This window comes from Paractinoplanes rhizophilus (genome assembly GCF_042664765.1).
GTDB lineage: Bacteria > Actinomycetota > Actinomycetes > Mycobacteriales > Micromonosporaceae > Actinoplanes > Actinoplanes rhizophilus.
The window spans coordinates 1-924 of record NZ_JBHTBJ010000123.1 but is presented as its reverse complement, the minus strand read 5'-3'; the positions used below and the strand labels follow the sequence as shown (position 1 = coordinate 924).

Below are 924 nucleotides of genomic sequence, written 5' to 3'. Positions count from 1 at the left end.
ACGTAGCCGCCGAGTTCGCGGCGTCGTTCGAGCATGTATTGCATCTCGTCGGATTTTTCGCCGGGGTGGTAGTACGGCGGCAGGTACGGGTTCTGTTCGAGGGCCTTGTCGGGGATGTCGAGGTAGAGCCGGTCCCGGAACCCTTTCAGGTCGTCCAGGGTCAGCTTCTTCATCTGGTGGGTGGCGTTACGGGCCTCGAAATGCGAGCCCAGCGTCCAGCCCTTGATGGTTTTGGCGAGGATGACGGTGGGCTGACCGGTGTGCTCGGTCGCGGCCTTGTACGCGGCATACAGCTTGCGGTAGTCATGCCCGCCGCGTTTGAGGTTCCACACCTCGTCGTCGGACAGGTGCTCGACCATCTTGCGGGTCCGCGGGTCCCGGCCGAAGAAATGCTCCCGCACATACGCCCCGGACTCACCCTTATACGTCTGGTAGTCCCCGTCCGGAGTCACGTTCATCAAATTCACCAGCGCGCCGTCGGTGTCCGCGGCCAGCAGCGGATCCCACTCCCGCCCCCACACCACCTTGATCACGTTCCAGCCGGCGCCGCGGAAGAACGACTCCAACTGCTGGATGATCTTGCCGTTACCGCGGACCGGCCCGTCCAGCCGCTGCAGATTACAGTTGATCACGAAGGTGAGGTTGTCCAGTTCCTCCCGGGCGGCCAGCCCGATCGCCCCCAGCGACTCGACCTCGTCCATCTCCCCATCACCGAGGAACGCCCACACCCGCTGCTGCGAAGTGTCCTTGATCCCCCGGTTGTGCAGATACCGGTTGTAGCGGGCCTGATAGATCGCGTTCAACGGGCCCAGACCCATACTGACCGTCGGGAACTCCCAGAAATTCGGCATCAACCGCGGATGCGGATACGACGGCAACCCGCCACCCGGATGCGACAACTCCTGCCGGAACCCGTCCAGGTCA

At 63.5% G+C, this 924-nt stretch carries 1 pseudogene; it reads right to left on the bottom strand.

The window, feature by feature from the left end:
- Positions 1–924: pseudogene (locus tag ACFQS1_RS40505) on the bottom strand (pyruvate dehydrogenase (acetyl-transferring), homodimeric type); the annotation flags it as partial.